The sequence below is a fragment of the Corynebacterium sp. LaCa78 genome (assembly GCF_046717505.1).
Taxonomy (GTDB): domain Bacteria; phylum Actinomycetota; class Actinomycetes; order Mycobacteriales; family Mycobacteriaceae; genus Corynebacterium.
This window is the reverse complement of sequence record NZ_CP177112.1, coordinates 950,649-971,366: the sequence shown is the minus strand read 5'-3', so window position 1 is coordinate 971,366 and position 20,718 is coordinate 950,649. Positions and strand designations below refer to the sequence as shown.

The following is a 20,718-nucleotide window of genomic DNA, read 5'->3' as shown; positions in this document are numbered from 1 at the left end:
CCAAGAGTGATACATTTCCCTTAAGTGATTCACACCACAGCCACTTAAGGAAGTGTCATGAGGCAATCAGATAACCACACCGGCGCACCTTCCGCCGCAGGCCAACAGACACACGACTCTGAGCCACAAGCAAAGGTGAAATGGACTCTTGTTGGTCCGGGTTTGGTCGCCGCAGCCACTGGCGTCGGTGCCGCTGACCTGGTGGCAACCATGATTGCTGGCCAGCGCTACGGTTACGCACTGTTATGGGCCGTCATCGTCGGTACGATTATGAAAATCGTGCTGGTGGAAGGCGTCGGCCGCTACAGCTTGGCCACCGGAAACACCATGTTCCACGGCTGGCGGGAGCTAGGACGCTGGACCTCGTGGTACTTCGCGCCCTACATTGTCATCTGGGGCTTGGTCTATGGCGCCGCCGCCATGTCCGGTACCGGCTTGGCATTAAGCGCACTCTTTCCCGGCACGAACTTGACCATGTGGGCCATCCTGACCGGCGTGTTGTGTTTTATCCTTACGTGGCTGGGGCAATACCAACTCTTTGAAAAACTGGCCGCCGTCTTGGTTGGCATCATGTTTGTCACTGTGGTGGGCATCGCCGCAATTACCGCGCCTAATTTTCCAGAGATTCTGCGCGGCCTTGTCCCCACCATCCCGGATGGTTCTTTCGTCTACGTGCTCTCCATCGCCGGTGGTGTCGGCGGCACGATTACCCTTGCTGCCTATGGCTACTGGCTGCGAGAAAAGAAATGGTTCACGCCCAAGTGGATGAAGGTCATGCGCATGGATAACTCGGTGGCCTATGCCGTCACCGGTATCTTCGTCCTGGCTACGCTTGTCCTTGGCGCCGAGCTTTTGTACAGCGCCAATGTCGCTGTCTCCGATAATGACCAGGGCTTGGTGGACATGGCGGACGTGCTGGAGGCCCGCTACGGAACCTTTATTTCTAAGTGGTTCATCGTCGGATTCTTCTCTGCCGCATTCTCTTCCTGCTTAGGCGTGTGGAACGGTGTGTCTCTCATGTTTGCGGACTACGTGGGCCACCTGAAGAACCTTCCACAGGGCCACCCCAGCACCAGCACGGGCGGTAAGTACTACCGCGCTTACCTCATCTGGTTGACCTTCCCACCGATGCTTCTCCTACTGCTGGGCAAGCCCACTGGATTAATCATTGGCTACGGCGTCTTGGGCGCATTCTTCATGCCGTTCCTGGGCCTTACGCTCTTGGTACTGCTTAATACCAAGCACACCCCGAAAGAATGGCGCAATGGTTGGTTCATCAACACCTTGATGGGTATCATTTCCGCGGCCTTTGTTTACCTGTGCGTGTCCCAGGTTGCCGGGCTCTTCTAGCCTTGTTGCCCGTAATCTTCGAGGTACGCGCCAATTTTCCGTAAACTCTCCACCTCCCAGAGCAGGATGCCTCGACATTGAACGGTTGCCGTCAACTACTTTTCGGCATGCGCTCTACTTCCACCGTGGACTCCTGGCGGGGCTCGCGGCCGAAGAGCCAGGCGATGATGCCGAAGATGGCAATGGCACCGCAGACCGTGAAGGCTGTGGGGAAGCCATAAACATCGGCAAGCAGCCCGATGAGCATGGGGCCCACGATCTGGCCGAAGTCTCCTGACATCTGGAAGGCGGACAATACCTTGCCGCCGGAGCGCTCGTTGCCCACGATGTCTGCCACCGCGGCGGTCTGGGAAGGATTGATAAGGCCCGATGCTGCACCCGCAAGCGCGGATACGAGCAAGAGGAACCACACGCTGGTGGCCAGCCCCATGAGCACCATGAAGATGGCGGAGCCCACCAAGCCAATAAGGATCAGCGGTTTGCGGCCGTGGAGATCAGACCACCGGCCGGAGAACTGGAGAATAATCGCATTGCCTGCGGCGAAGGCCGCGAGAGCTAGGCCCGAGGCTGCGGCGCCATTATGGAAAATGGCAGCGGCGAAAAGCGGCAGGACGGACACCCGCACGCCCATATTGATCCAACCGTGGGCAAAGTTGGAGGTCAGCACAGCACGGAATGCGGTATCACCCCAGGCCTCCTGCAGGCGCATGGGAGGCAGGTCCGAGGTGGTGGTTTGGGAGTGGTTGACCCGCGGCATCTGCCACCAGACAACGAACGCAGCAAGCATCACGCCGATGCCGTAAATGAAAAATGGCCAGCGAAAACCCAAGAAGGACAGGCTGGCGCCGAGCACTGGGCCGGCGACATTGCCCAGCAGGAATGCCGTGGCATAGGTGGCGGAGCACTTACCGCGAATCGACGGTGGAGACAGGCGCACGATAAGGCCCATCGCGGAGACGGTAAACATGGTCGAGCCCAGCCCCGCCAATGCGCGCAGCACCACGATGTGCCAATACTCCTGGGCAATAGCAACCAGGCCCGTGGTCACGGCCACGGTCATCAGGCCCACCAAGTAGACGCGGCGCGAGCCGACGCGGTCCACCAACGAACCGGACACGGGCGCGAAGATCAGCCGGGAGGCGGCGAAGATGGAGACCACGAGACCTGCGGCGGCCATCGATACATCGAAACTGACCACGAACTGCGGCAAAAGCGGGGCGATAAGGCCATAACCTAAGGCGATAATGAACGCCGCCGTCACCATTACCCAGATTTCCCGCGGCACCTTGGGCTTTTCGTAGGGCGCCGGTTCGGCATTAGCACTCTTCATAGCACGTGCAACCTTATGCCTTTGAAGGTCTGAAAGCTATTTAGGCTACTTGTTCGAACATTCGTTTGCATTGTTCGAGTTCATGTCGGCCCTGCGGTTTAGAGTGAGTGCCATGCACAACGTAGATAAGAACTTTTCACACACAGTACCCAGTCAGCCCAGCGCCACGGCGACGGAAATCGCCGCCAACTTGGCCTATCACCACTATGAGACCGTCAGCTCAATTTCCGCCATTATGCACCACCCGCGGTCCTTGGCTCGTCCCACCCCGACGTGGCGTCCGCCCATAAAACAGCTGCCACCCACACCTGACGGCGCGGACTACAGCATGAGCATTACCCGCCACCGCGTGGGAGCACGAGTGAAGGCGCGGATCCGCGGGTTCGGTGAAAGCCGCGTCCCTGCCTACCTCATCACCATTCGCATCACCGATAACTTTGGGCAGGTCGTCGATCCCGCCACGGCGGAAGGGTGGGTACGCACGCTTGTCCCTGCTGAGTTAGCTGGCGCCGTCCATGAGATCTCTCGCGGGCCAAATGCCACCTACGTGTGGCTGGTGGATAGCGCCTTTAAGCCCGTCCACTCGCCGGAATCCTTGTTCGCGGGATTCCAGCAAGCCGCCTAGGGCTTAGTTGTTGTCGCCCTCTTCGTCGTCGGCGTCAGCATCGTCGTCTTCGGTGAAGGTGTCGAAGAACTCAAGGTCCTCATCGTCGTCATCATCGGCGTCTTCGCAGAAAATGTCGTAGACGTCTGGTTCCTCGAAATCGTCCTCATCAAAGTTGACGAGCTGGGCCTCCCAGTCCAGAGCCTGTTCCGAGACCAATCCGAGCACGTCAAAGAGGCGGTCGAAATCGGTGTAGGTGCCCAGTTCCAGGGCCTCAGCGGGGACTTCCACGATGGGGATGTCATCAGAATCGGTGTTGCCAAAGAGGGCAAGGCGCTCGTTCTCATCGAGGTCCTCGTCTTCCTCGTCCACCTGCCACATCTCCGTGACAGCCTCATCCTCGAGCTCTTCCATGTCTTCTTCATCGAAGTCGAAGGCCAAGAAGCGCACGATGGCAGAGGGCACGCCGTCGATGGTTTCTACCAATACGCGCAGCTCAGAATCGTTGCCTACTTCCGCGACCACCAGGTGCGGGTTGAGTTCATCCTGGTCAAACTCCAATTCCGCGATGCGCTCATCGGTGCCTTCCAAGAGGTCCCGCAAGACGGTGACAACCTGGTCGGTGGCGATGTGGCGGGAGACGGCTTCTACGGCGTCGTCGACGGAAAAGGCGACGGAGACTAAGACGGCCTCGAATTCTTCATCGTCTTCATCCACATCCGCCGCAGCGATGTACACGTTGGCGGCAGGCAAGAGAGGATCGATTTCAACAAACTGGATTTCCAAATCAGAGGTGATTGGAACGAACATGACGTCTTCGTTGACGCGGGACTCGATGCCCTCGGCGTCCAATGCGGAAGCGATATCTTCGAAAAAGCTCATGGTGGTGAAAATCCATCCTTCGGAAGCAGAGGTCTCCGCGGTGGGCAAGACGCCGCCCGCGGTCACTCTGGATTCTACCGCTAATCCCGCCTGTGTGGTTGGAAACCAAGGGAGCGCACGAGCTCTGGGCGCCCACTTCCCCACTCCACCATGTGGTAATCCTCCCACGCTTTGCGGCGACCGTCATTGGGGGCGTGCACGATATAGGCCTGTTCATCAAAAATCATGGTCGCGCGATCGCCGCCGTCATAGCGCGGCCACTGCGCCTTGGGGCTGCCGCCGTGGATGAACGCGGCCCAGTGATCTTGCATGGTGGAGGTCAATTCCTCCATCTCAGCGCGCGAGCCCCAGCCGGTTAGCAGGGAAGCGCGCGAGGATTGGGGATCGCCAAAGACATTGCCCAATTCCATCGAGTGCATGGCGCCTAGCCCCAGCCACTTTAAGACGGCAGAAGCGAAGTCGAAGCGGTACATCCAGGTATCGGCTACTTCAGAGTGGGCGCTGGCGATGCGGGTGGAGGGTGCCCAGAAGAGGGCATCGGCAAGCAGGTGCGCAAAGTCCTCCCGTCGGACCGCACCGCGATAGGCGGCGACGACCTCAGGGGCGTGGTGGGGATCGTAGGAGGCCAAGAGCCGGAGGGCGGCGCGCTCTCGGGCGCTTTGGCGCTGAAAGAGGAATTTGCCAAAGCTGGCTTCATCCGAATTCGTGCCAATCAACAACGGAATTTTGTGCTGATGGCCCTGCTCAAAGGCAGTGATGGGGTGCTCGGGCAAAAGTTCGCCGTCCACCGTGGACGCATAGCAGGAGTTTAAGTGCAGTAGCTCGCCGGCGCGCCACATCATGGATTGGCCGGAGCGCACCACATCCGCGCAGTCCTCCTGGCGCAGATCATCCACGCTCCCCCGGCGCGGCAAGCCCACCCGGCGCGCAAGTTCGCGGGCCCACAAGGTGGATTGAGCGCGGGAATGCACCAGCGCGATGGGTGGAGATTGGGCAATGGCGCGGTGGAAGAGCCCCTCGGCCGGCGGGCTGGTCATCAGCGCCAGCACCGCAGCACCACCCGCGGATTCGCCCATGAGGGTGACCGAGTCTGGGTCACCGCCAAAGGCAGCGATGTTATCTCGCACCCAATTAAGGGCCAGAATTTGATCCGCCACGGCGGGGTTAGCGCTGCACTCGCCGCCAAGGCTGCGCAGATCGAGATATCCCAGGGCGTTGAGGCGGAAGTTGATGGATACGTAGACCACGTTCATGCGGGTGGCGAGCTCAAACCCGCGCAACATAAGCATGTGGGACGAGCCCATGATGAAGCTGCCACCGTGCAGATACACCACGACGGGCAGCTTGTCCTCCGTGCGGGGGCGCACGATGTCGAGGTACAGGCAATCCTCGAAGCCGACGATGCGGTCGGTCCAGGAGTACGTGGGCTGCGGAGCGATTGGCCCGAATTGGTTGCAATCGCGCACGCCATCCCAGCGCGGTGCCGGGCGTGGGGCGCGGAAGCGGTTGTCGCCGGCCGTAGAGGCGCCGAAGGGAATGCCGCGCCACGTCCGCACCGGCCCGGCGCTAATGGGGCGATCTACTCGCAGGTCTTCCTCGATTACTCCGCGCACCCAGCCGGAGGTCGTGCGCACCGTGAGTTCATCCGCGTAGGCATTCTGTGCCCGCTCGTGGGCCTTACGGGCGCGCTCGTGTGCGCGCATGGCCCGCAAGCGCGCGGCAGCGGTGGACTCTTCGGAATAAAAGTCCCCAGTGTCACGTTGATCTTCCTGCGGGTAAGGCATACTCCCTACCTTAGGTAGATTGCACGCCGGCCGCGATCCGAATCGCACATGGCCGCCCCCTTCTTTCAAGGCCAGGGCTATGCTAGGTAAAAAATCAATTAATACTACTGCCCCAACAAATTAAGGATTGGTGTGGGAGAAGGCATGTCCATATTTAAAAAGTCCGCCCCAGATGACGCAGCTACTGACACATATGACATCGATCCGGAGCACAGCGGCCGATTTACCAAGGCGCTGCTGAACTCTTTGGACCGCGCCGTATCCGTGCAATCTGGTGTTATTTCCAAATACGTCAAGAGCCTCAAGAAGCACCACCCAGAAGCCACTGACCAAGAGTTGCAGGGCTTTATTAACAAGCACTTCATCAATATCACTTCCGGCACGGGCGCGGCCGCTGGTGCCTCCGCATCCGTGCCCGGCATCGGGCTATTTACGGGTGCTGCCACCATTGGTGCGGAATCCGTGGTCTTTCTTGAAGCCGCTGCGTGGTACATCCTGGCGTCCGCGTACCTGCGCGGCGACGATATCTCCTCGCCCGAGCGCCGCCGCGCCCTGGTGCTGGTGGTACTGACTGGCTCGAAGGGTTCCGCGGTGGTTGATACTTTCGTGGGGGACCTCGGCACGGTCACGGGGGCGCGTTCCGTAGCCTCCCTCTCCCGCTTTTCCGGTCCCACGCTATCTGGCATCAATGGCCGCCTGACCAAGGTATTTACCAAGCAAATCACCAAGCGCATGAAGTGGGCATGGGTGGGCAAGCTCATGCCTATGGGCATCGGCGCGGTCATTGGCACGAAGGCCAATCGCAAGCTGGCCAATCAGGTCATCGAACACGCCCGCCACCAGCTCTCCCCTCTTTCCCACACTGAGGCGGGTACCCAATGATCGTTTAGAGCGAATTCAGTACCCCTGACATAGTGAAGGTTAGGGATTGGCCCGTATCATATAGGCAGACACTTTGGCGGGTGATAAATGCGCTCGTACAAAGTCCGGACTAAAGTCGAATAAACGACCATTTTAAAGCAGAGAAATGAGGCGAAAACCTGCCGTGAGCACATCGAGCATCTTCGGCCCGAATGCGTGGCTGATAGACGAGCAGTTCCAGCAGTACTCCAAGGATCCTAGCTCCGTAGACAAGGAGTGGCGCGACTATTTCGAAGCAAACGGCGCGCCCAAGGCGCAGCCAGAAGCTGAGGCTCCATCTAAAGCATCTAAGCCACAGCCACAGAAGGCAAAGGCAGAGTCCACGTCCTCGGCCAAGAAGACCGAAGGCACTACCACCGCCCGCAAGCAAGAGGCCCGCGATACCAACGTGAAAGAGTCTGTATCTAAGGCCAAGGAAAAGTCCGCGAAGGCGAAGCATTCTGCGGGCAAGAATGCGCAGTCTCCGCTGAATGACCTAGAAGATTATAAGGGCGGCGACGAGCGCCAGCTCAAGGGCATGTTTAAGGCGATTGCTAAGAACATGGAAGAATCCCTCGAGATTCCTACCGCTACCACCGTGCGCGATATGCCGGTCAAGCTCATGTGGGAAAACCGCTCCATGATCAATGACCACCTGAAGCGCACCCGCGGTGGCAAGATCTCCTTTACCCACATTATCGGCTACGCCATGGTCAAGGCCGTGCAGCTGCACCCTGGCATGAACGTGCGCTACGAGGAAAAGGACGGCAAGCCCTTCGTCGTCCAACCTGAGCACATCAACCTGGGCCTGGCCATCGACCTCCCGCAGAAGGATGGCTCCCGCGCCCTCGTGGTCGCCGCCATCAAGGAGTGCGAGACCAAGTCTTTCGCCGAGTTCATTGAGGCTTACGAGGACATCGTTACCCGTTCCCGTAAGAACAAGCTCACCATGGATGACTTCTCTGGGGTCACCATTAACCTGACCAACCCAGGCGGCATCGGCACCCGCCACTCCATTGCTCGCCTGACCAAGGGGGCAGGCTCCATTATCGGCGTTGGTTCCATGGATTACCCGGCAGAATTCGCCGGCGCTTCCGCTGACCGCTTGGCTGACTTGGGCGTCGGCCGCCTGGTCACCTTGACCTCCACCTATGACCACCGCGTTATCCAGGGTGCAGAGTCCGGCGAGTTCCTGCGCACCATCGGCAAGCTCATTGTTGATGACGCCTTCTGGGACGAGCTCTTCGAGTCCATGGGCGTTCCTTATGAGCCCTTCCGCTGGGCACAGGACATCCCCAACTCTGGCGTGGACAAGAACACCCGCGTCATGCAGCTCATCGAGTCCTACCGCTCCCGCGGGCACTTGCTTGCCGATGTCAACCCGCTCGGCTGGTCCCAGCCCGGCCTGCCTAGCCCGGATCACCGCGACCTCGACATCGCTACGCACGGCCTGACCATCTGGGACTTGGACCGCGTCTTCAACGTCGGCGGCTTCGGTGGCAAGGAACAGATGACCTTGCGCGAGGTGCTTTCCCGCCTGCGCGCTGCTTATACCCTGAAGGTCGGCTCCGAATACACCCACATCCTGGACCGCGACGAGCGCAGCTGGATGCAGGACCGCCTCGAGGCCGGCATGCCAAAGCCGACCAATGCCGAGCAGAAGTACATCCTGCAGAAGGTCAACGCCGCCGAGGCATTCGAGAACTTCCTGCAGACCAAGTACGTGGGCCAGAAGCGCTTCTCCCTCGAGGGCTCTGAAACCCTTATCCCGCTTTTGGATTCCATCATCGATACCGCTGCGGGCCAGGGCCTCGACGAGGTTGTCATGGGCATGCCGCACCGCGGCCGTCTGAATGTGCTGTTCAATATCGTGGGCAAGCCGCTGGCAGATATCTTCGGCGAGTTCGACGGCAACTACAAGGGCGGCCAGCTCGGCGGCTCTGGTGACGTGAAGTACCACTTGGGCTCCGAGGGCGAGCACCTGCAGATGTTCGGCGATGGTGAAATCAAGGTCACCCTTGCAGCCAACCCGTCCCACCTCGAGGCTGTGGACCCAGTCATGGAGGGCATCGCCCGCGCCAAGCAAGACATCTTGGACAAGGGCAAGGACGGCTACTCCGTCGTTCCCGTCATGCTCCACGGCGATGCATCCTTCACCGGCCTCGGCGTCGTACAGGAGACCATCAACCTGTCCCAGCTGCGCGGCTTTACCAACGGCGGTACCATCCACATCGTGGTCAACAACCAGGTGGGCTTTACCACCACCCCGGATTCCGGCCGTTCCACCCACTACGTCACCGACTTGGCCAAGGGCTTTGACTGCCCGGTCTTCCACGTCAACGGTGATGACCCAGAGGCCGTTGTCTGGGTTGGCCAGATGGCCGCAGAATACCGCCGCCAGTTTGGCAAGGACGTCTTCATTGACCTCGTGGTCTACCGTCTGCGCGGCCACAACGAGGCCGATGACCCATCCATGACCCAGCCGCAGCTGTACTCGGTCATTGAGAACCACGAGCCTGTGCGCGAGCACTACACCAACGAGCTCATCGGCCGTGGCGACCTGTCTGCCGAGGACGCCGAGGCAGCGGCACGCGACTTCCACGACCAGATGGAGTCAGTATTCACCGAGCACAAGGAAGCCGAAAAGGCCGGCCCCAAGGAACAGACCGGTATTACCTCCTCGCAGGATCTCACCCGCGGCCTGGATACCTCCATCACCGCTGAAGAGATGGTCGAGCTTGGCGATGCCTACGGCAACCCACCCGAGGACTTCGAGTACCACAAGCGCGTGGCCAAGGTGGCCAAGGACCGTGCGAAGTCTGTTCGCGAAGGCGGCATCGACTGGGGCTGGGGCGAGCTGCTCGCCTTCGGTTCCTTGGCTAACCAGGGCAAGGTCGTGCGCCTGGCCGGTGAGGATTCCCGCCGCGGTACCTTCACCCAGCGCCACGCCGTGACCTTCGATCACCGCAATAGCAACGAGTACAACCCGCTCAACTCCCTGGCTGTGTCCAAGGACAACGGCGGTAAGTTCATGGTCTACAACTCCGCGCTTACCGAGTTCGCCGGCATGGGCTTCGAATACGGCTACACCGTGGGTAACCCCGACGCCCTCGTGGCGTGGGAGGCTCAGTTCGGTGACTTCGCCAACGGTGCCCAGACCATCATCGATGAGTACCTCTCTTCCGGTGAGGCCAAGTGGGGCCAGCTGTCAAGCCTGGTTCTCCTCCTGCCGCACGGCTACGAAGGCCAGGGCCCGGACCACTCCTCCGCCCGCATCGAGCGCTATCTGCAGCTGTGTGCGGAAGGTTCCATGACCGTGGCTCAGCCGTCCACCCCGGCTAACCACTTCCACTTGCTGCGCCGCCAGGCTTTGGGTGAAATGAAGCGCCCGCTGGTCGTCTTCACCCCGAAGTCCATGCTGCGCAACAAGGCCGCTACCTCCTCCGTTGAGGAGTTCACCGAGGTCAAGAAGTTCCGCTCTGTTATCAATGACCCCCACTTCGTGGACGTCAATAACAAGAAGGTCGGCGATACGGACAAGGTTAAGACCATCATGCTGGTCTCCGGCAAGCTCTACTGGGACTTGGAGAAGAAGCGCGAGGCTGACGGCCGCGATGACATCGCCATCGTCCGCGTGGAAATGCTCCACCCGATTCCGTTCAACCGCCTGAGCGAGGCATTCGAGATGTACCCGAACGCCACCCAGGTCCGGTTCGTACAGGACGAGCCCGCCAACCAAGGCCCATGGCCGTTCTACAACGAGCACCTGCGCAACCTCATTCCGGATATGCCGGAAATGGTCCGCGTTTCCCGCCGCGCCCAGTCCTCTACGGCTACGGGTAACGCCAAGGTGCACCAGATTGAGCAGAAGAACTTGCTTGAAGAGGCCTTCGACGTTTAATCGCTTTTAATCGCCGAAGCCGCACCTAGCGCAGTACAGCGCTGAATGCCCCAGTGAGGTTATTTCCTCACTGGGGCATTTTCATGCTTAATGCTATTTCATGGACGCTGTTGCCTTCGCCTCGCTAGGTTCGCTTCCAGCCAGCCGCCTACCCGCCCTTCGCGCTCACCGGCGAGGTGGAGGGGCATCGGCAAGCACCGCCCGTGAGCGTCAAGGGGCGCGGTGCAGCTATCGCAGAAATGGTGCGACGATTAGATTCACCAGTTCGCCTACCCCACCCTTCGCGATCACGAAGAGGCCGAACGCACGCTAAAGCGCGCCTGCCGGTGAGCGCGAAGGGCGGGTGGTGGGTAGAACGAACCGCACCGATACCTTAGGAACTGCTCAGATCCGAGCCGCCGGAGGAGCCGGAATCGCTTTCTTCATTGACAATGTCCATTCCGGAAGCTTCCATCCATTCGTGGACGACCTTCTTCAGCTCTTCGCCATCCTCTATCGCCTCCACCATGTCAGAGATATCTTTTTGTGTGATGAATTTGGTGACCGCGGCGACGGATTTTTCCTCTTCGCGGTCAAAGAGGCTATCGCTATAGATGACCACGAAGTTTTCTGGCAGCTCTGGTTGCGCATCCTCACAACCGTGAGCGCCGGAGGGCTCGACGGTGGCAAGTTGAGTGGGCAAGGTAGACATGAGTGCAATGTGGGTGCGGGCTAGGAAGTCCTCCCCGCCCGGCTCACTGTCTTCTTCTGCCTTTTTATATTCCGCCGAGATATCGCGCGCCTCACCGGGATTAAAGTGGCTTAAAAAGCTGCCAGTGCACCCAACGTAAAAATTGCCTTCCGGGTTTAGGGAACTGCCCTTGCCTCCATGTGTTTTGAAGGTTTCTTCTTTCTTCAGCTCGGCTATGCGTCCTTCCTCCAAGAGCGACTGCCGGAATACCTCGCCTAAGATGAGCTGATCTGTTTCTGCAGGGTCAACGACGATCTGCACCTGTTCCGGTTCGGATTGTGCCGCAGCGGGGCTGGTCTCGACCTTGTCGGAGCAGCCAGCAAGCAGCGCAGCGCCTACCACCGCGGTAACAGTAGCGCGGGCATATCGACGGGCGGGGCTGCGCTTCACTGAGGGTGCTCCTTCTAATTTTTCTAGTTCACCGATACAAACGGATGGATTTAAACGTCCCACAGAGTCTACCGTGCAGGCGTGTTTACCTGAGGTAGCGCCGTGACTAAGATGGCAAGAGTTATGTCTAGCTCTATTACCGAATCAGCCGTACGCGAGGCTCTTTCCCACGTACAGGATCCAGAAATCGGCCGCCCCATCACCGAACTCAATATGGTGAAATCGGTCGATATCGAAGGAAACGACGTCACCGTTGGCATTTATCTGACCATCGCGGGCTGCCCCATGAAGTCCACCATCGAGACCAATACCCGTGCCGCGGTCGAGGATATCGACGGCGTTGGCAAGGTCACCGTGACCATGGACGCGATGAGCGATGAGCAACGCCGCGAGCTGAAGCAAAAGCTACGCGGCGGCAAGGCCGAACCCGAGATTCCCTTTGCGAAGCCCGATTCGACGACCCGCGTATTTGCGGTGGCGTCGGGTAAGGGTGGCGTCGGCAAGTCCTCGATGACCGTCAACCTTGCCGCAGCGCTGGTGGATAAGGGCCTGAAGGTCGGCATTGTCGATGCCGATATTTACGGCCACTCCGTGCCCAGCCTGCTCGGCTCAACCGACGGCCCCACCGTGCTTGATGATGAAATGCTGCTGCCCCCCATCTCCCACGGCATTAAGCACATCTCGATTGGGCAGTTCGTGGAGGGTAACGCGCCCGTCGTCTGGCGCGGGCCCATGCTCCACCGCGCGCTGCAGCAGTTCTTGGCGGACGTATTCTGGGGCGACCTCGATGTCCTCCTCCTCGACCTGCCTCCGGGTACCGGCGATGTAGCGCTGTCCGTTGCGCAGCTCATCCCGAATGCGGAGCTGCTCATCGTCACCACGCCGCAGGCCGCTGCAGCAGAGGTAGCCGAGCGCGCCGGTTCCATCTCCCAACAAACGCGCCAGCGCGTGGCCGGCGTGATTGAGAACATGAGCGCCATGGTCATGCCGGATGGCTCCACCATGGATGTCTTTGGTGAAGGCGGCGGCCAGATCGTCGCAGACCGCCTCGGCGTCATCCTGGGCCACGAGGTGCCGCTGCTGGCGTCCGTACCGCTGGATCCGTCACTGCGCTCGAATAGCGACGCCGGCACACCCATCGTGCTCGAAGCACCCGACTCCCCTGCCGCAAAGGAAATCAGGGCAGTTGCTGATAAGCTCGCCATCCGGTCCGATTCCCTCGTGGGCAAGAGCCTCAACTTGGGCGTGAACTAAGAGCGCGTTGTATTAGGTAACGTCGCTCCACTCAGAGCCGCCGCCGGTGGAATCTTCCCCACCGCGCTGCGGCTTTTGTTGTTGCTGGGGCGGCTGCTGGGTGGTTTCGGTGGTATCGCCATATACCTCGGCATAGTTAAAGGTGGGCCGGGCGGGGCCATTGTTGTCCTGCGCGCGCTGTTCGGGTTCTTTCGGCGCGGTGCCGGATTTAATGTCTTCGGCCATCTTCTGGGGATTGAAGTCGTCCCAGGCGGAATCGTCGCCATCGAAAAGCGCCTTGGTAATAGCACCCTTCGGTCCTAACCGCGTCCACTGTGCAGCTTGGTTGAGCGGGCCACGGATATCGTCGAATTCCGCGGAGATGGACCCCATCTCGCCGTTGAGCTCGGCCTTCGCATTATTGATGGCCTTGCGGGCGGCGTAGATGGCCGCGCGCACGTCCTTGATGACTTCCGGCATGCGCTCCGGGCCGATGATGACGATGCCGAGGAGGACAATGACAATAATCTCGGGCCAGCCAATGGAAGAAAACACGGTTAAATCCTCGCCCTCCGTTTAGTTCTGTCCGCGCTGATTGTGTTTAATCGCGCGTACCACCGTCTCGACTTTATCCAGGAAATCCTGCTCCGGCCGGTGCGCCGGGGTCGACGCATCGGGGCCCGGGGCCACGCCTTCCGTAGCCATTCCCGCCAGCTTGGCCAATAAGGACTGCGGGGCCTTCACCGCGGAATCATCGCTGCAGTGACGCACCCACTCAGAGGCATGGCGCTGGTGGTGCACGTCGGCGCGGCATTCCGCGCAGTGGACCAGGTGGATGCGCACGCGGTGCATGGCTTTGGGCTCCATCTCCCCGTCCACGAAGGCAACGACGGCCTCTGGGCCGAGGTGGCCGATGGAATCGCTGCGCCGCGCCCGCGCCTTTGCCTTATCCCGGGCCTTCGCCTGCGCGGGGGTAAAGTCACCCCGCACGCTGAGCCTGGAGAGGGTGCGGCGTCCGCGCAGTGAGTCCATCGACACCCCTCCTCACGTTCATGCCACAGCCGGATTACTCACACTTAATCCCCCCCCTGCCACGCGGCAGGGGAGCTAACGATTCGATTCTAGCGCGTGCGCAACAAGATGCGCGCTTCCGCATTGGTCTGTGCCTCTTTTTCCAGCGCCGCACGCAGTTGGGAGCGGCCGCGGTGGATGCGTGAGCGCACCGTGCCCATCTTCACGCCGAGGGTTTCGGCGATTTCGTCATAGCTCATGCCTTCGATATCACACAGAACCACGGCGACACGGAAATCCGGCGCCAGGCTATCCAGCGCGGACTGCAGCACGGGATCCAGGTTGGCCACGGTATAGGCCTGCTCCGGGGTCATATCCGTACCCGGAACGCGCTCATAATCCTCAGGTAGGGACTCCATGCGGATCTTGGAGCGGTGGCGCACCATATCCAAAAAGAGGTTCGTGGTGATGCGGTGCAGCCAGCCGCCAAAGGTACCCGGTTGGTACTTATCCAAAGAGCGGAAGACACGCATAAAGGTCTCTTGGGTGAGATCCTCGGCATCCTGCTGGTCACCGGACAAGCGGTAAGCCAAGCGGTACACGCCATCGGCGTGCTCTGCCACCAATTCGGCCCACGAAGGCATGGTGGCTTCCCCAGCATCGAACGCCGCGGTACCGGTCAACTCCACGTTCGGATCGGTGGAGGCAACGGACTCGGCATCGCGCTTCGTTTCTGTCATGGGTGTCATTTTTCTATACTCGGCGCGGAAACTCCAGCTGCTGCGCTGATAATATCCTGTGAGTCCGTCACATACTTCCCACAGACCACAATTTCGCTGGCTAGGCGCGTTTTTGCCACCCTTTCGCGCAACTTTACCTATTGTCTTAATCGTGACTACTACCGCATATGACGCACTGCGCTCCTATATCGATTCCACCAGTGAGCCTTCGGCGGCTCTCCGCGGCGCCCGCGACCACGCCGAGGAATACGGCCTGCCCGTCCCGGATGAATCCACCGGCCAGCTTCTCACGACGCTGACGGCGACGTCTTCCGGTGTGGTAGACCGCCCCCAGGCCGTGGCGATTACCCCCGCCGCCTCCGTCGTGGGCCTCTACCTGTTCGCGGGCATGCCGGATAACGGCATCCTCACGTGCATCGACCCTGAGGCCGAGCATCAGCGCAGCGCCAAGGCCGCCTTCCGCGAGGCCGGCTACGCCCCCACCCGCGGTCGCTTCCTTCCCTCGCGCCCCCTCGACGTGCTCGGACGCCTGGCTACCGAGGCCTACCAGATCATTTACGCGGACGTCGCTGCCCTCGACCTCCCTGCCCTCATCAAGGCGGCCTGGCCCCTGCTGCACCAGCACGGCACGCTGGTGCTTGCCAATGCGCTTCTCGATGGCACCGTTGCCGACACCTCCCGCACCGACCGCGATACCGCCGCCGCGCGCGAAGCCGATGAATACCTCCGCGAGCTCGAAGGCGCCACCGTGACCCGGCTCCCACTGGGATCGGGGCTGACATTGGTGACGAAGCTTTAAGGGAGCATCGGCAAGCAAGGGCCCCTGCACGCGCTAAAAGATATCCGTATTCTGGGTGTACATGACAGCCGGACACTGGCCCATAAAGTTCGCGAAAGCACCGCGTGGCAGGTCAACGAGTTTCCTCCCCGGCGTAGCTGCCACCCCAACCCAAGCTTGTAACCCGCACCTGATTTAAGAGAGGAATGCCGTGACGACTCACCGCCCCGAACTCCACTTCATCCCCGATGCCGGCATCCTAGACGCGCCCGCCGGCGTCCTTCGTGATGGCGATACATGGCACATGTTCTACCAGTACCGCCCCACTCCCGATGCCCCGGCCCGCTGGGGACACACGTACTCGGAGGAAGTACCGTTTAACTGGCTGGACTGCGATGACGTCCTCGCGCCCGTCGGCGGCGAGCTCGCCCTCCGCGCGGGTTCCGTGGCCCAAGGTGAGGACGCCATCAACCTCTATTTCACCTCTGTGACCGCGACCGGCACCTCCATTCGCCTCGCGCGCTATTCCGGCATCGACGATGTCTGCGAGGTCTCCGATGACTCCTCAGCCCTCGACCCCAACGTCGTGCGCTTTGGCGAGGTGGCCGGCAATACCACCGACCACACCCGTTTCCGCTCGCCTTCCGTCGTGCCCGATTGGGCCACCGATGACCGCGAAGACGGCCACATGGGTTGGCTCATGCTGGCGCTATCCGGCCGCACCGAAACCCCGCAGCCGGTCATTCTAGAAAGCCACGACGGCATCTCATGGTCCCTGCGCGGCAGCCTCACCTTCGAGGGTGACCCAGGCTTCCTCGACGGCGAGGTGCCCGCCGATTCCCCCATTCCCCCAGTGGTTTCCCCGCGCATCGTGCGCCTGCGCGATGAAATCGACGAGGAAATCTACGACGTGCTTTTCGTCACCCTCGAGCGCGACGGCCGCGATGTCTCCGGCTACCTCGTGGGCCAGCTGGAAGATACCACCTTCACGGTGGTCTCCGGTTTCCGCCGCGTGGACTTCGGCCACGATTTCTCCCGCCCGCGCAATACCAACGCCACCGCAGGCACGATTCCTGAAGAAAGCCGCTACGAGCGCGCCGTCATCCTCGGCCTGCTCAACGGCAACGGCCGCGGCGATGACGCCACCCAGCACGCCTCTTGGGATGCCGAGGGCTGGTCGAATGCCCTCTCCCTGCCGCGCCAGGTCACGCTCGAGGGCGGCGTCTTGTACCAGGCACCGGCCACCGGCCTGCCCGAGGCGGTCAAGCTTTCGGATTACGCGCGCTCCTGGACCGGCGTCATGGAGGTTCCCACCGGCTCCAGCGTCACCATCACCCTTCGCGATGGCAACGGCAACCCCGCCGCCACCATCTGCCACTCCGGCGAGGAAATCAGCCTCGATCGTTCCATGAACAAGGCCTTCGATCACTTCTTCGCCGATTCCGCTCCCGCCACCGCCACGCTTGCCGATGGCGACTCCGACACCCTCACCATCATCCAAGACGGCTCCACGGTGGAGGTCTTCGTCGACGGCGGCCTCATCGCCATGGCCTCCCGCGTCTATTTCGACGGCGGCTGCTCCGGCATGGATGTCGAGACCACCGGCGACGCAGTCATCGAACAAGACTGGCAGCGCTCCGGTTCCAAGCTCTAATACTGCTACCCTCCCCCTGCCGCCACGCGCCTTTTGGCCAGCCTCTCGCCACCCGCCTTTCGGCGCCCGCCCTTCGCGCTCACCGGCGAGGCGTCGCGACATCGGCAAGCAGCTCCCCGTGAGCACCAAAGGAGGCAACGGTGGCTGGCTGACTCCACACCCACCCTTCGCGCTCACCGGCGAGCGACTCCGGCCATCAGAATGTGCTTGCCGTGAGCGCGAAGGGCGAGTATTCCTTCCATCTGTCCCTAGGACCGACCGCACGAGTCAAATGATGCCGTCCTTAGCCGCATTCTGCACCCTCGTTTTCCGTCAGCCACCGCCCTGCCGATGCCACCAGCTCTTCGCGCTCACGGGCAAGGTGGAGGGGTATCGGCAAGCTGTTCCCTGTGAGCGCCAAGGGAGGGTACGGTGACTGGCCTATTCCACACCCGCCCTTTGCGCTCACCGGAAACACAAATGAACCGCCCCGGGCGCTGCTGGTGAGCGCGAAGGGCGGTATGTATGCCGAAGGCGAGGTGAACCTGCGTTTATTAAACCGCGCGGAGGCGGTCTAGGCGAGCGCGGGCGGTGACCGTCAGCGTGGGAGGAAGGGCGGCCATTCGCTCGGCGAGCTCATCGGCGCTGATGTGGCGGGCGGACGGGCTCATTCCTACCTGTGCGGCGATGGCCGCTTTATCCAGGTGAATGGGGAAGGAAATATCGACCGGGTCGGCCGCTTGCTCGAGGTGGCCTTCTGCCTGCTCATACATGCGCTCGACCTTGCCCTCTTCCACGCCGAGGATGCCGAGGGGTTCGCGCAGCTCATCGAGGTGCCCCGCGCCCGGGGTCAGAACGATGACCTGGCCGCCGGGGGCGAGGACGCGCTGGAATTCGGATGGGTTGCGCGGGGCGAAGACCACGGAAATCGCGTCGATGGATTCATCGCGGATGGGAAGTTGCTGCCAGACATCGGCAACCACGGCGCCCACGCGCGGGTGGCACTTGGCCAAGTGCTTGGCTGCGTGCGGGGAAATATCGAGGCCGACGCCGCGCGCGCCGTCGATGGAGTCAAGCGTGTGGGCCAGATAGTAGCCGGTCCCGGCGCCGACCTCGAGGAGCGAAGCGGGCGTAGAGACAGACAGCGAGCTGGCATCGAGCGCGTCTTGCACCGCGCCGGTCACAGACTCGACGAAGGGCGCGAAGTGGCCCGTGGCCAGGTACGCCTCGCGGGCGTTGACCATGTCCATGTCATCGCCCTTGTGCTTCAGGCCAGCACCGGCCGCTAAGGTCACATACCCTTGCTTGGCCACATCAAAGGAATGGCCAGACTCCGAAACGAGGCGGGAAAAATCACCGGCGCCGGAAAGCGCCGTGCCGTCGTTTGGATCGGCCAGAATGTCGACGATATGAGAAAGCATGTATCCAGACTAGCTAGAAACCTCGGTCAACAAAGAACCGAGCTCCGCGGCCTCTTCTTTGTTCAGCTCAATAACGATGCGCCCGCCGCCGTCAGAAGGGATGCGCATGACGATCTTGCGGGATTCCACCACCGCTTCCATTTCGCCGCCAGTGGTACGTGGCTTCATTGCTGCCATAGTAGGGCTCCTTAACTATCTTCGTTTCTATCCAGCTTAGTCCCTTTTTGCCCGCTTTTCCGCGCAGCCGCTAATTCTTGCTCAAGTTGCGCGAGCAGATCATCGACCTGATCCTGGCGGTACCCGCGCGGGACGACCTCGAATTGCACGTCCTCAAAACGGCCCTGAGCTGCGGCGGCGCGGTTATTTTCCAGCACCTTCTGCGGCTCATCGGGCGGGTCCATCACGGTCCCGGGCCCAAATATCGAGCCCCACAGCCACGTTCCGATCACGATGAACGCAATGAGCACCACGATGAGCACAATCCAGGACAGCATGGCTTAAATCCTACCTAGCAGCGGCGGGCGCTGAGCAATTGGCGCTCCCACCCCGGCGCGCGAGAGCAGCGTGCGCGCCACGATATCCGCCATCGGTGCCAGCTCATGAAGCGGCCGGTTGCGGTGGACTCGAGTACCTAGGTCTACTTCTGTCAGCCCGCCGCGCTTGCCGATGTCCACCAGCAGCCCCGCTTCCACCCCATAACCTTCCACAAAAGGCACCTCTAGCGCGGCTGTGCGGCGGATCGCGTACTCGCCGCCCAGGGGCTGGTCGATGTGGGCTAGCTCTGGGAAGAACTGCCGGATGAGTGGCTTTGCGGTGAGTTCGGTCACGCGCCCGCCGCCGGTGGGTTGGCCGTTGAGGCTGCGGCGATAGCGGGCCTTGACCATGTTTACGCGGGGATCCTCAAAGGGCGCCGCGAGTGCTGTGACCATGCCGGGCGCAGCGGATTCTAGGTCGGCGTCGATAAAGACAACGATGTCCCCGCGCGCGGCGGCGACCCCGCGCCAGAGGGATTCGCCCTTGCCGGGACGCGGCGGTTCGGGCAGGATATCGCGCCAGTTGCGCACATCGGCGCCGGCTGCGCGCGCGACTGCGGCGGTGTCGTCGGTGGAGTCGGCGTCGATGACGAGCACTTCGAGGGGGTCACCGGCAAGGCAGGCGCGGATAACGCCGGCCACGGTGGATTCCTCGTTGAGCGCAGGGATGATGACGGAAACGCTCATGCGAGCCCGCGGGTGGTGTCAAGGGGCGCGGCCGTGCCCTGGATGGCGGCAGTCATGCGGATGACGTCGACAGTCTCAGCAACCTCGTGGACGCGGAAGGCGGCCACCCCGTGCGCTGCGGCCCAGGCTGTGGCGGCGAGCGTTCCGGCAACGCGGTCTCCTACCCCGCGCGCGAGGGTCTCACCCACGAAGTCCTTATTGGATAGCGCCATAAGCACGGGCCAGCCGGTGTCGACGATCTCGTCGATGCGCCGCAAGAGTTCAAGGCCGTGATAGGTGTTTTTGCCAAAGTCGTGCGTGGGATCGATGAAGGTGAGCTCTTCCGGGCAGCCAAGCCCCGCGGCTTTTTCCGCCAAGGCGGTGGTCTCAGCAATGACGTCAGCGACGACATCATCAAAGTGCACGCGGTGCGGGCGGGTGCGCGGGGTAATCCCGCCGGTATGCGAGCACACGTAGCCCACACGGTAGTGGCCGGCGACCTCGATAAGCTGCGGATCCCACCCGGCCCAGGTGTCATTGACCAGCCCCGCCCCGGCGGCGATGGCGGCCTCGGCGACCTCGCTGCGCCAAGTGTCGACGGAAATAAGTACCTCCGGGTGGCGCTCGTGCACGCGGGCGATGGTGGGCACGACGCGGTCGATTTCCTCCGCGCTATCCACCTCCTCGCCCGGTCCGGCCTTGACCCCGCCGATATCGATGATGGAGGCTCCCGCCGCAATGGCCTCATCGCAGCGCTTGAGGGCGGGGTCCATGTCAAAGGTGGCCCCCTTGTCATAAAAGGAATCCGGGGTGCGATTGACTATCGCCATCA

19 protein-coding genes are annotated in these 20,718 nt (G+C 61.4%); 7 read left to right on the top strand and 12 right to left on the bottom strand.

Features of this window, described 5'->3' with window-relative positions:
- Positions 1-57 precede the first annotated feature (57 nt).
- Positions 58-1,350, top strand: coding sequence for an Nramp family divalent metal transporter (locus ACLI1O_RS04760; protein WP_411706986.1), 1,293 nt, complete (start codon positions 58-60; stop codon positions 1,348-1,350).
- 91 nt (positions 1,351-1,441) lie between these two features.
- On the opposite strand, the gene ACLI1O_RS04755 is transcribed toward ACLI1O_RS04760, so the two are convergent.
- Positions 1,442-2,680, bottom strand: coding sequence for an MFS transporter (locus ACLI1O_RS04755; protein ID WP_284850464.1), 1,239 nt, complete (start codon positions 2,678-2,680; stop codon positions 1,442-1,444).
- A gap of 112 nt (positions 2,681-2,792) precedes the next feature.
- Between ACLI1O_RS04755 and ACLI1O_RS04750 the strand changes: the two genes are divergently transcribed.
- Positions 2,793-3,305 carry a hypothetical protein gene (locus tag ACLI1O_RS04750; protein WP_411706985.1) on the top strand — a complete coding sequence of 171 codons (513 nt, stop codon included), beginning with the start codon at positions 2,793-2,795 and terminating at the stop codon, positions 3,303-3,305.
- A gap of 3 nt (positions 3,306-3,308) precedes the next feature.
- Here the strand turns inward: ACLI1O_RS04750 and ACLI1O_RS04745 are convergent, their stop codons facing one another.
- Together ACLI1O_RS04745 and ACLI1O_RS04740 are read right to left on the bottom strand one after the other, a co-directional pair.
- Entirely contained in the window at positions 3,309-4,166 is an 858-nt protein-coding gene (locus ACLI1O_RS04745) for a DNA primase (RefSeq protein WP_411707040.1), read from the bottom strand.
- Positions 4,167-4,246: 80 nt separating this feature from the next.
- Entirely contained in the window at positions 4,247-5,950 is a 1,704-nt protein-coding gene (locus tag ACLI1O_RS04740; RefSeq protein WP_411706984.1) for a carboxylesterase/lipase family protein, read from the bottom strand.
- A 144-nt stretch (positions 5,951-6,094) separates the two neighbouring features.
- On the opposite strand from ACLI1O_RS04740, the gene ACLI1O_RS04735 reads away from it, so the two are divergent.
- Together ACLI1O_RS04735 and ACLI1O_RS04730 are read left to right on the top strand one after the other, a co-directional pair.
- Entirely contained in the window at positions 6,095-6,832 is a 738-nt protein-coding gene (locus ACLI1O_RS04735) for a hypothetical protein (RefSeq protein WP_411706983.1), read from the top strand.
- A gap of 163 nt (positions 6,833-6,995) precedes the next feature.
- A complete protein-coding gene (locus tag ACLI1O_RS04730; RefSeq protein WP_410757528.1) occupies positions 6,996-10,751 on the top strand; it encodes a multifunctional oxoglutarate decarboxylase/oxoglutarate dehydrogenase thiamine pyrophosphate-binding subunit/dihydrolipoyllysine-residue succinyltransferase subunit in 3,756 nt (1,251 codons plus the stop codon).
- Positions 10,752-11,124: 373 nt separating this feature from the next.
- Here the strand turns inward: ACLI1O_RS04730 and ACLI1O_RS04725 are convergent, their stop codons facing one another.
- The gene (locus tag ACLI1O_RS04725) at positions 11,125-11,871 is read right to left on the bottom strand and encodes a hypothetical protein (protein ID WP_284850365.1); all 747 of its coding nucleotides are present in this window, start codon (positions 11,869-11,871) and stop codon (positions 11,125-11,127) included.
- A gap of 123 nt (positions 11,872-11,994) precedes the next feature.
- Here ACLI1O_RS04725 and ACLI1O_RS04720 point away from each other — a divergent pair, with 123 nt between their 5' ends.
- Positions 11,995-13,125 carry an Mrp/NBP35 family ATP-binding protein gene (locus ACLI1O_RS04720; RefSeq protein ID WP_284782512.1) on the top strand — a complete coding sequence of 377 codons (1,131 nt, stop codon included), beginning with the start codon at positions 11,995-11,997 and terminating at the stop codon, positions 13,123-13,125.
- A gap of 12 nt (positions 13,126-13,137) precedes the next feature.
- Here ACLI1O_RS04720 and ACLI1O_RS04715 read toward each other — a convergent pair whose 3' ends face one another.
- The 3 genes from ACLI1O_RS04715 to sigE all read right to left on the bottom strand — a co-directional run bounded on the left by ACLI1O_RS04715 (position 13,138) and on the right by sigE (position 14,855).
- Positions 13,138-13,659, bottom strand: a complete 522-nt coding sequence (locus ACLI1O_RS04715; protein WP_284769894.1) for a twin-arginine translocase TatA/TatE family subunit — start codon at positions 13,657-13,659, stop codon at positions 13,138-13,140.
- A 21-nt stretch (positions 13,660-13,680) separates the two neighbouring features.
- Positions 13,681-14,136 (bottom strand): anti-sigma factor family protein, encoded by a 456-nt coding sequence (locus ACLI1O_RS04710; RefSeq protein ID WP_284769895.1) that lies wholly within the window; start codon positions 14,134-14,136, stop codon positions 13,681-13,683.
- Between the two features lie 89 nt (positions 14,137-14,225).
- Positions 14,226-14,855 carry an RNA polymerase sigma factor SigE gene (gene sigE, locus ACLI1O_RS04705; protein WP_005280118.1) on the bottom strand — a complete coding sequence of 210 codons (630 nt, stop codon included), beginning with the start codon at positions 14,853-14,855 and terminating at the stop codon, positions 14,226-14,228.
- Between the two features lie 151 nt (positions 14,856-15,006).
- On the opposite strand from sigE, the gene ACLI1O_RS04700 reads away from it, so the two are divergent.
- Together ACLI1O_RS04700 and ACLI1O_RS04695 are read left to right on the top strand one after the other, a co-directional pair.
- Positions 15,007-15,654, top strand: coding sequence for an O-methyltransferase (locus ACLI1O_RS04700; RefSeq protein WP_239267876.1), 648 nt, complete (start codon positions 15,007-15,009; stop codon positions 15,652-15,654).
- 190 nt (positions 15,655-15,844) lie between these two features.
- Positions 15,845-17,287 (top strand): GH32 C-terminal domain-containing protein, encoded by a 1,443-nt coding sequence (locus ACLI1O_RS04695; RefSeq protein WP_239267878.1) that lies wholly within the window; start codon positions 15,845-15,847, stop codon positions 17,285-17,287.
- 533 nt (positions 17,288-17,820) lie between these two features.
- On the opposite strand, the gene ACLI1O_RS04690 is transcribed toward ACLI1O_RS04695, so the two are convergent.
- From ACLI1O_RS04690 to folP, 5 genes are read right to left on the bottom strand one after another with little or no spacing between them, the layout of a single operon-like run.
- Positions 17,821-18,687 carry a methyltransferase domain-containing protein gene (locus ACLI1O_RS04690; protein ID WP_411706982.1) on the bottom strand — a complete coding sequence of 289 codons (867 nt, stop codon included), beginning with the start codon at positions 18,685-18,687 and terminating at the stop codon, positions 17,821-17,823.
- 9 nt (positions 18,688-18,696) lie between these two features.
- Positions 18,697-18,864, bottom strand: coding sequence for a DUF3117 domain-containing protein (locus ACLI1O_RS04685; RefSeq protein WP_005280113.1), 168 nt, complete (start codon positions 18,862-18,864; stop codon positions 18,697-18,699).
- An 11-nt stretch (positions 18,865-18,875) separates the two neighbouring features.
- Positions 18,876-19,181, bottom strand: a complete 306-nt coding sequence (locus ACLI1O_RS04680) for a DivIVA domain-containing protein (RefSeq protein ID WP_284782508.1) — start codon at positions 19,179-19,181, stop codon at positions 18,876-18,878.
- Between the two features lie 3 nt (positions 19,182-19,184).
- Positions 19,185-19,907 (bottom strand): glucosyl-3-phosphoglycerate synthase, encoded by a 723-nt coding sequence (locus ACLI1O_RS04675; protein ID WP_284784674.1) that lies wholly within the window; start codon positions 19,905-19,907, stop codon positions 19,185-19,187.
- Positions 19,904-20,716 carry a dihydropteroate synthase gene (folP, locus tag ACLI1O_RS04670; protein ID WP_284850368.1) on the bottom strand — a complete coding sequence of 271 codons (813 nt, stop codon included), beginning with the start codon at positions 20,714-20,716 and terminating at the stop codon, positions 19,904-19,906. Before folP ends, ACLI1O_RS04675 begins: the two co-directional genes overlap by 4 nt.
- Positions 20,717-20,718 lie beyond the last annotated feature (2 nt).

Excerpts from the sequence above, each read along its gene's own strand:
- ACLI1O_RS04760 (WP_411706986.1), top strand. The coding sequence starts at position 58 with ATGAGGCAATCAGATAACCACACCGGCGCACCTTCCGCCGCAGGCCAA.
- ACLI1O_RS04755 (WP_284850464.1), bottom strand. The coding sequence starts at position 2,680 with ATGAAGAGTGCTAATGCCGAACCGGCGCCCTACGAAAAGCCCAAGGTG.
- ACLI1O_RS04750 (WP_411706985.1), top strand. The coding sequence starts at position 2,793 with ATGCACAACGTAGATAAGAACTTTTCACACACAGTACCCAGTCAGCCC.
- ACLI1O_RS04745 (WP_411707040.1), bottom strand. The coding sequence starts at position 4,166 with ATGAGCTTTTTCGAAGATATCGCTTCCGCATTGGACGCCGAGGGCATC.
- ACLI1O_RS04740 (WP_411706984.1), bottom strand. The coding sequence starts at position 5,950 with ATGCCTTACCCGCAGGAAGATCAACGTGACACTGGGGACTTTTATTCC.
- ACLI1O_RS04735 (WP_411706983.1), top strand. The coding sequence starts at position 6,095 with ATGTCCATATTTAAAAAGTCCGCCCCAGATGACGCAGCTACTGACACA.
- ACLI1O_RS04720 (WP_284782512.1), top strand. The coding sequence starts at position 11,995 with ATGTCTAGCTCTATTACCGAATCAGCCGTACGCGAGGCTCTTTCCCAC.
- ACLI1O_RS04710 (WP_284769895.1), bottom strand. The coding sequence starts at position 14,136 with ATGGACTCACTGCGCGGACGCCGCACCCTCTCCAGGCTCAGCGTGCGG.
- sigE (WP_005280118.1), bottom strand. The coding sequence starts at position 14,855 with ATGACAGAAACGAAGCGCGATGCCGAGTCCGTTGCCTCCACCGATCCG.
- ACLI1O_RS04690 (WP_411706982.1), bottom strand. The coding sequence starts at position 18,687 with ATGCTTTCTCATATCGTCGACATTCTGGCCGATCCAAACGACGGCACG.
- ACLI1O_RS04685 (WP_005280113.1), bottom strand. The coding sequence starts at position 18,864 with ATGGCAGCAATGAAGCCACGTACCACTGGCGGCGAAATGGAAGCGGTG.
- ACLI1O_RS04680 (WP_284782508.1), bottom strand. The coding sequence starts at position 19,181 with ATGCTGTCCTGGATTGTGCTCATCGTGGTGCTCATTGCGTTCATCGTG.
- ACLI1O_RS04675 (WP_284784674.1), bottom strand. The coding sequence starts at position 19,907 with ATGAGCGTTTCCGTCATCATCCCTGCGCTCAACGAGGAATCCACCGTG.
- folP (WP_284850368.1), bottom strand. The coding sequence starts at position 20,716 with ATGGCGATAGTCAATCGCACCCCGGATTCCTTTTATGACAAGGGGGCC.